Origin of the sequence: Streptomyces fulvoviolaceus (genome assembly GCF_000718165.1) — a bacterium.
In the GTDB taxonomy this organism is placed as follows: Bacteria; Actinomycetota; Actinomycetes; order Streptomycetales; family Streptomycetaceae; genus Streptomyces; species Streptomyces fulvoviolaceus.
In genome coordinates this window covers 180289-188147 of sequence record NZ_JOEY01000014.1, presented here as the reverse complement: position 1 = coordinate 188147, position 7859 = coordinate 180289, and the positions used below count along the sequence as shown (strand labels likewise).

General features: G+C 70.7%; 7 protein-coding genes and 1 pseudogene. 3 read left to right on the top strand and 5 right to left on the bottom strand.

Annotated elements, in window-relative coordinates; translation table 11 throughout:
• From IG08_RS0117065 to IG08_RS0117050, 4 genes and pseudogenes are all read right to left on the bottom strand, one after another.
• Positions 1–733: pseudogene (locus tag IG08_RS0117065) on the bottom strand (hypothetical protein); the annotation flags it as partial.
• Positions 715–1455, bottom strand: coding sequence for an ABC transporter ATP-binding protein (locus IG08_RS0117060; RefSeq protein ID WP_030602402.1), 741 nt, complete (start codon positions 1453–1455; stop codon positions 715–717). The gene IG08_RS0117060 and the pseudogene IG08_RS0117065, both read right to left, overlap by 19 nt.
• Before the next feature lie 201 nt (positions 1456–1656).
• Complete coding sequence (locus IG08_RS0117055; protein WP_030602399.1) at positions 1657–3021, bottom strand: aspartate aminotransferase family protein; 1365 nt, start codon at positions 3019–3021, stop codon at positions 1657–1659.
• Between the two features lie 19 nt (positions 3022–3040).
• Positions 3041–3556 (bottom strand): Lrp/AsnC family transcriptional regulator, encoded by a 516-nt coding sequence (locus tag IG08_RS0117050; RefSeq protein ID WP_030602397.1) that lies wholly within the window; start codon positions 3554–3556, stop codon positions 3041–3043.
• Between the two features lie 170 nt (positions 3557–3726).
• Here IG08_RS0117050 and IG08_RS0117045 point away from each other — a divergent pair, with 170 nt between their 5' ends.
• A complete protein-coding gene (locus IG08_RS0117045; protein WP_030602394.1) occupies positions 3727–5166 on the top strand; it encodes a gamma-aminobutyraldehyde dehydrogenase in 1440 nt (479 codons plus the stop codon).
• A gap of 81 nt (positions 5167–5247) precedes the next feature.
• Here the strand turns inward: IG08_RS0117045 and IG08_RS0117040 are convergent, their stop codons facing one another.
• Positions 5248–5844, bottom strand: a complete 597-nt coding sequence (locus IG08_RS0117040; RefSeq protein WP_030602392.1) for a hypothetical protein — start codon at positions 5842–5844, stop codon at positions 5248–5250.
• A 119-nt stretch (positions 5845–5963) separates the two neighbouring features.
• Here IG08_RS0117040 and IG08_RS0117035 point away from each other — a divergent pair, with 119 nt between their 5' ends.
• Positions 5964–6620: a response regulator transcription factor gene (locus IG08_RS0117035; RefSeq protein WP_030602389.1), complete on the top strand. Its 657-nt coding sequence runs from the start codon at positions 5964–5966 to the stop codon at positions 6618–6620.
• On the top strand, positions 6617–7837 hold the full coding sequence (locus tag IG08_RS0117030; RefSeq protein ID WP_043454457.1) for a sensor histidine kinase: 1221 nt from the start codon (positions 6617–6619) through the stop codon (positions 7835–7837). Before IG08_RS0117035 ends, IG08_RS0117030 begins: the two co-directional genes overlap by 4 nt.
• Positions 7838–7859 lie beyond the last annotated feature (22 nt).

The following is a 7859-nucleotide window of genomic DNA, read 5'->3' as shown; positions in this document are numbered from 1 at the left end:
GGGTGGTGGGATCCACCTGGCCGGGGGTGGGCTGGTCCTGGGCGGGGGGTGCCGCGGGGGTGGGGACGCTCGTCTGACGGCCTTGGCTGTCCTCGGCCGGGCGGATCCGCAGACGCGCGCCGAATCTGCCGTACGCCCCGAAGGTCTCCTTGGCCACCGACGTGCCGTACGCCCCGAAGCGGCCGTACGACCGCGAAGCGTTCCGCGCCGACGCCGGCCTGTCGTCCCGTGGACGGAGAACCAGCCCCACCGCCACCGATGCGATCGCCGGTACCAGGCCCAGCAACGTCAGGGCTGCCGGGAGCGGCAGCGACTCGTCCGCGGCCAGGAACTCCGCTCCCGCTCCGTCGAACGGCATCCCCGTCAGGTCGCCGCGCAGGTGCAGGAAGAACAGCAGGGCCAGCATGGAGCCGAGGAGGCAGGACAGGGCCGTCGTCGCCGCCGAGATCGCCATCAGGCGGCCGGGGCCGAGGCCGATCGCCGCGAGGCCGGGGCGGGGGCGGGTGCCGGGGTCCGTGCGGGCCACCGCCACCGCGAAGTACACCGTGGCGGCCAGCGGCGTCAGGCACCACGCCAGGCGGAGGACGGAGGCCGTGGGGTCGTCCGGGTGGCCGATCGCGTAGCCGAGGGTGCACAGGAGGAGGAAGCCCGTGCCCGCCGAGGCCACCGCCACCAGGAGGCGGCGCAGCTGTACGGCGGGGTGGGCGCCGCGGGTCAGACGGAGAGCGAGCACGCGGCCCGGCCTTCCGACTCGGTGACCGGGGGCAGGTGCACGGTGTTCACGCGGCGTCCGTCCAGGAGCGAGACCGTGCGGTCCGCGAGGGCCGCGGTCTCCGCCTCGTGGGTGGCCAGCACGACCGTGATGCCGTGCGAGCGGGCTGCCGTGGTGAGGGTGCGCAGGACGTGCGCCCGGTCCGCGCGGTGCAGGGGCGCTGTCGGCTCGTCGGCGAAGAGGACCGTCGGCGCGGGGGCCAGGGCCCGGGCGATGCAGACGCGCTGGCGTTCCGGCTGGGTCAGTTCGTGCGGGCGCTTGCGGGTCTTGTCGCCGATGTCGAGGCGCTCCAGCCACTCCAGGGCGGCCGTCTTGGCACGGCGGCGGCCGGTGCCGCGGAGCATCAGGGGGAGGGCGGCGTTCTCCCAGACGTTGAGCTCGGGGACGAGCACCGGGGCCGGGTCGATCCAGCCGAAGCGGTCGCGGCGCAGGCGTTCGCGGGCCATCGGGCCCAGGGTGTGCACGGGCGCGCTGTTGAACCAGACCTCGCCGCGCTGCGCCGGGACCAGACCGGACAGACACCGCAGGAGGGTCGTCTTGCCGCTCCCGCGCGGACCGCCGATGGCGAGGATCTCGCCCTCCTGGACGCCGAGCGAGACTCCGCTGAGCGCGGGCGAGCCGTCCTTGTGAGTGAAGTGGAGGGCGCGTGCCCAGAGCACGTCGTTGTCCGGCGGGGCCACCATCGCGTACACCTCGTTCAGATCCTTTTCCCGGCCAAATCCCCCGTGCGGGGGAACGAAGGCAGGGCCGATCGGTCACTCGGCACGCTAGGCAGTTCACGGGAGGAGCCCGGACAGTACGCGGCCCCGGGTGCCCGTTTCTCACTCGAACGGGCGGTACCGGGGCCGTTGTTGATCATCCCTAAGGAAGATCCCTTCGGACGATCAGAGCTTCGTCCACGCCTCCGTCAGCGTCGCGCGCAGGATCTGCTCGATCTCGTCGAACGTCTCCTGGTTGGAGATCAGCGGCGGGGCGAGCTGGACGACCGGGTCGCCGCGGTCGTCGGCACGGCAGTACAGGCCGTTGTCGTAGAGCGCCTTGGAGAGGAAGCCGTACAGGACGCGCTCGGTCTCCTCGTCGGTGAAGGACTCCTTGGTGACCTTGTCCTTCACCAGCTCGATGCCGTAGAAGAAGCCGTTGCCGCGGACGTCGCCGACGATCGGCAGGTCGTGCAGCTTCTCCAGGGTCGAGCGGAACGCGCCCTCGTTGTCGAGCACGTGCTGGTTGAGGCCCTCGCGCTCGAACAGGTCGAGGTTGGCGAGGCCGACCGCCGCGGAGACCGGGTGGCCGCCGAAGGTGTAGCCGTGCAGGAAGGTGTTGTCGCCCTTGTAGAACGGCTCGGCCAGGCGGTCGGAGATGATGCAGGCGCCGATCGGGGAGTAGCCCGAGGTCATGCCCTTGGCGCAGGTGATCATGTCCGGGACGTAGTCGAACTTGTCGCAGGCGAACATCGTGCCGAGGCGGCCGAAGGCGCAGATGACCTCGTCGGAGACCAGGAGTACGTCGTACTGGTCGCAGATTTCCCTGACCCGCTGGAAGTAACCCGGCGGCGGCGGGAAGCAGCCGCCGGCGTTCTGCACCGGCTCCAGGAAGACCGCGGCGACGGTGTCCGGGCCCTCCATGAGGATCTGCTGCTCGATCTGGTCGGCGGCCCAGCGGCCGAAGGCTTCCGGGTCGTCGCCGAAGAGCGGCGCCCTGTAGATGTTCGTGTTCGGGACCTTGTGCGCGCCCGGGACGAGCGGCTCGAAGGGGGCCTTCAGAGCCGGCAGGCCGGTGATGGAGAGGGCGCCCTGCGGGGTGCCGTGGTAGGCGACTGCGCGGGAGATGACCTTGTACTTGGTGGGCTTGCCGGTGAGCTTGAAGTACTGCTTGGCGAGCTTCCAGGCGGTCTCGACGGCCTCGCCGCCGCCGGTGGTGAAGAAGACCTTGTTCAGGTCGCCCGGGGCGTGGTGGGCCAGACGCTCCGCCAGTTCCACGGCCTTCGGGTGGGCGTAGGACCACACCGGGAAGAACGCCAGCTCCTGCGCCTGCTTGAAGGCTGCCTCGGCGAGCTCCACGCGACCGTGGCCGGCCTGGACCACGAACAGGCCCGCGAGACCGTCGAGGTAGCGCTTGCCCTTGTCGTCGTAGATGTAGGTGCCCTCGCCCCGGACGATCGTGGGGACGGGGGAGTTCTCGTACGAGGACATGCGGGTGAAGTGCATCCACAGGTGGTCGTACGCGGTCTGGCTGAGGTCCTTGGAGCTCACGGTTATCGGGTCCTCACGGTTATCGGGTTCCCCACATGTAGGTCTGCTTCTTGAGCTTCAGGTAGACGAAGCTCTCGGTGGAGCGCACTCCGGGGATGGCCCGGATGCGACGGTTGATGACCTCCAGGAGGTGGTCGTCGTCCTCGCAGACGATCTCCACCATCAGGTCGAAGGAGCCGGCGGTCATCACCACGTACTCGCATTCCGCCATGGAAGTCAGCGCCTCGGCCACGGACTCCACGTCGCCCTCGACATGAATGCCGACCATCGCCTGGCGCCGGAAGCCCACGGTGAGGGGGTCCGTGACGGCGACGATCTGCATCACGCCCTGGTCGAGCAGCTTCTGGACGCGCTGGCGCACGGCCGCCTCGGAGAGGCCGACGGCCTTGCCGATGGCGGCGTACGGCCGGCGGCCGTCCTCCTGGAGCTGTTCGATGATGGCGAGGGAGACGGCATCCAGATGGGGAGTGCCGTTCCTGGACTCGCGGGAGTCCCTGTGCTCTGCGCTTCGACTGGCCACGACGTCACTGTGCACGACGTCTCGACACTTCCGCAAGGCCGCAGCGATGAAATTCGTTGTTTACGTGTCTGAGACCTGCGGATTTCGCAGCGACGGCGCGATCAGGGGTGTTGAAAACGTGGGTCTGGCGATTAGGGTGGGTGTCTCAGCCAATGGACAGTTCGACCCGACACAGGAGGCCGGCAGTGAGCACCGAGCTGCGTCGTCTGCGCAACTACATCGACGGTGAGTTCCGGGACGCCGCCGACGGACGGACCACCGAGGTGGTCAACCCCGCGACGGGCGAGGCGTACGCGACCGCGCCGCTGTCCGGGCAGGCGGACGTGGACGCCGCGATGACGGCGGCGGCCGCCGCGTTCCCCGCGTGGCGGGACGCGACGCCTGCGGAGCGGCAGCGGGCCCTGCTGAAGATCGCGGACGCGTTCGAGGAGCGGGCCGAGGAGCTCATCGCGGCCGAGGTGGAGAACACCGGCAAGCCGATCGGGCTCACGCGGTCCGAGGAGATTCCGCCGATGGTGGACCAGATCCGGTTCTTCGCGGGTGCGGCCCGGATGCTGGAGGGACGCAGCGCCGGCGAGTACATGGAGGGCCTGACCTCCATCATCCGGCGCGAGCCGATCGGGGTGTGCGCGCAGGTCGCGCCGTGGAACTACCCGATGATGATGGCGGTGTGGAAGTTCGCCCCGGCGCTGGCCGCGGGCAACACGGTCGTCCTGAAGCCGTCGGACACCACCCCCGCCTCGACGGTCCTGATCGCCGAGATCATCGGCTCGATCCTGCCCAAGGGCGTCTTCAACGTCGTCACCGGCGACCGCGACACCGGTCGGCTGATGGTCGAGCACCCGACTCCGGCGATGGCCTCCATCACCGGTTCCGTGCGCGCGGGCATGTCCGTCGCCGAGTCCGCGTCCAAGGACCTCAAGCGGGTCCACCTGGAGCTGGGCGGCAAGGCGCCGGTCGTCGTCTTCGAGGACACCGACATCGCCAAGGCCGTCGAGGACATCTCGGTGGCGGGCTTCTTCAACGCCGGGCAGGACTGTACGGCCGCGACCCGCGTGTTGGTCCAGGAGGGCATCCACGACGAGTTCGTCGCCGCGCTCGCCAAGGCCGCCGCCGAGACGAAGACCGGCCAGCCGGACGACGAGGACGTGCTGTACGGGCCGCTCAACAACCCCAACCAGCTCAAGCAGGTGACCGGCTTCATCGAGCGGCTGCCCGCCCACGCCAAGGTCGAGGCGGGCGGTCAGCGGGTCGGCGAGAAGGGCTACTTCTACGCCGCGACCGTCGTCTCGGGCCTCCAGCAGGACGACGAGATCATCCAGAACGAGGTCTTCGGGCCGGTCATCACCGTCCAGTCCTTCACGGACGAGGACCAGGCCGTCGAGTGGGCCAACGGGGTCGACTACGCGCTGGCCTCCTCGGTGTGGACCAAGGACCACGGGCGTGCGATGCGGATGTCGAAGAAGCTGGACTTCGGGTGCGTGTGGATCAACACGCACATTCCGCTGGTCGCGGAGATGCCGCACGGGGGCTTCAAGAAGTCCGGCTACGGCAAGGACCTGTCCGCGTACGGCTTCGACGACTACACGCGGATCAAGCACGTGATGACGTCGCTGGACGCGTAGTGGTTCGTACGGCATGACACGCGGCCCCGGACGGGATCAACTCCCCTCCGGGGCCGCGGTGTTCCCCCTCCTCCGGTGTGGTCAGGCGCTCCTGACGCTGTTGCTCAGTGAGGGCAGGCCGTCATCCGAGCTGCCCTTCTCCGTGTGCAGGGACGGCCCCTCCTCGCCCGGCTTGCCCGGTTCCGGCAGTGGCGGCAGGTCGGCGGGGTCCGGGAAGGTGATGCCGGCCTTCTCCAGGACCGGGCCGCACGCCTTGATCGCCTTCTCGTAGCTCTTGGACGTCGGGTCGAAGTCGCCGCCGGTGACCTTCACCTGCAGACGGACGCGTCCCTCGTCGTCCTTCGAGGCGTGGAAGTCCGGGAAGACCGACTGACCCTGCTCACGCATGCAGGCGGCGAAGTCCTCGTTCGCCGCGTTGACGTCGTCCGGGGCGTTCTCGGTCGGGGTGTAGGCGACCGCGAAGGGGGCTCCCTTCGGGGCCTTGCCGTTCCCCTTCTCCTTCTTCACGATCGACCCCTTCTCCACGGTCGATGTGACGGTTCCGGTGGTCGGGCCGTCGTCGACGGTCGACGTGCCGGACGCCGAAGCGGCGTTCGCGCTGACCGTGCCGAGTGCGGCGGCCGTCAGGACGGCGATGCCGACGGCGAGCCGCTGCGACCGGGTCGCCAGTGCACGCATGGTTCCTCCTCGTTCCGGGCGGTGGTGCTGACGGGATCCACACAACGCGCCGGGCGGTTACGGCACGGGAACGGCCGCCCTTATACGGGTGTAACCGGCCGCCCGCCACACTGAGCCGCATGCGTGTGCTGCTGGTCGAGGACCACGAGGAGCTCGCCGAGACCGTGGCCGCCGGGCTGCGCCGGGAGGGCATGGCGGTCGACCTGGCCCTCGACGGCCCGACCGCCCTGGAGCGCGCCGAGATCAACGGCTACGACGTCGTCGTACTCGACCGCGACCTGCCCGGGATCCACGGCGACCAGGTGTGCCGGAGGCTGGCGGCGGGCGGCAGCCGGGCGCGGGTGCTGATGCTCACCGCGTCGGGGACGGTGGCCGACCGGGTCGCCGGGCTCGGACTCGGAGCGGACGACTATCTGTCCAAGCCGTTCGCGTTCGCGGAACTAGTGGCACGCATACGGGCGTTGGCGCGCCGAGCGCAGCCCGCGCTGCCGCCGATCCTGGCCCGGGGGGAGCTGCGGCTGGACCCCGCGCGGCGCGAGGCGACCCGGGCCGGCTTCCAACTTCCGCTCAGCCCCAAGGAGTTCTCCGTGCTCGAACTCCTCCTGGGTGCGCAGGGCACGGTCGTGTCCACCGAGGAACTCCTGGAGCGGGCATGGGACGAGGCCGCCGATCCGTTCAGCCAGACCGTGAAGGTCACCGTCAGCAGGCTGCGCCGCAAGCTGGGGGAGCCGCCGCTGATCGAGACGGTGGACCGGGCCGGGTACCGGATCCGATGAGCGGCCGTATGGAGCCGGTCGCGATGGGCCGCCGTACGAAGGCGCTCGCGGGGTGGCGGTCATCCGTCCGTTGGCACCCCCGCAGCATCCGGTGGCGGCTGACGCTCCTCTACAGCGCGCTCTTCGTGGTGGCCGGGGCGGCGCTGCTGGGCTTCACCTACTTCCTCGCGATGGGCTCGGCGCCGGGCAGGGCCGTCACCACCGTCGAGGGCGGCGGCCTCGTCGGGCCGGGCGGCGCCCCCGGCACGCTCGACCCGCCGACCGTCAGCGCCGTCGTCGAGGCCGTCCGCTCGGACCAGCTGCACGAGCTGCTCATCAAGGGGGGCGTCGCGCTCGCGGTGATGGCCCTGGCGTCGATCGCGCTGGGCTGGCTGATGGCGGGGCGGGTCCTGGATCCCCTGCGCACGATGGCCGCCGCGGCCCGCCGTATCTCCGCCGACAACCTGCACGAGCGGCTCGCGGTGCCCGGGCCCGACGACGAGCTGAAGGTGATGGCGGACACCATCGACGGCGTACTGGCCCGGCTGGAGGGCGCGTTCGAGGCGCAGAAGCGGTTCGTCGCCAACGCCTCGCACGAACTGCGCACCCCGCTCACCCTCCAGCAGACGATCGTGGACGTCACCCTCGCCGACCCGGACGCCTCCGCGGACACCCTGCGCGCCGCCCTGCTGCGGGTGCGGGCCGCCGGCCAGGAGCAGGAGCGGCTGATCGACGCGCTGTTGACGCTGGCCCGCAGCCAACGCGGCCTGGAGCGGCGGGAGTTCGTCGACCTCACGGCGATCGTGCGGAAGCGGCTGCCGGACTCCGGTCCGCGCGTCGAGGCGCTGTTGGGCCCGGCACCCGTGCTCGGTGATCCGCAGCTGATCGAGCGGCTGGTCGTCAACCTCACCGACAACGCCGTACGGCACAACCTGCCCGAGGGGAAGGGGAGTTGGGTGAGCGTGTGGACGGGTGTGGACGCGGCGGGCCGGCCCGGTCTGCGGATCGAGAACAGCGGGCCGGTGATCCCGGCGGACCAGGCGGCGGGGCTGTTCCAGCCGTTCCGCAGGCTGGGCCCGGAGCGCGTCCGCAAGAGGGACGGTCAGGGCCTCGGCATGTCCATCGTCGCGGCCGTCGTCGCCGCGCACGGCGGCCGGGTACTGGCCCGGACCCGGCCCCAGGGCGGGCTGACCGTGGAGGTCAGCCTGCCCGCGGCCGACGCGCCTGCGCCACACTGACCCGGATCGACAAGGTGTCTGT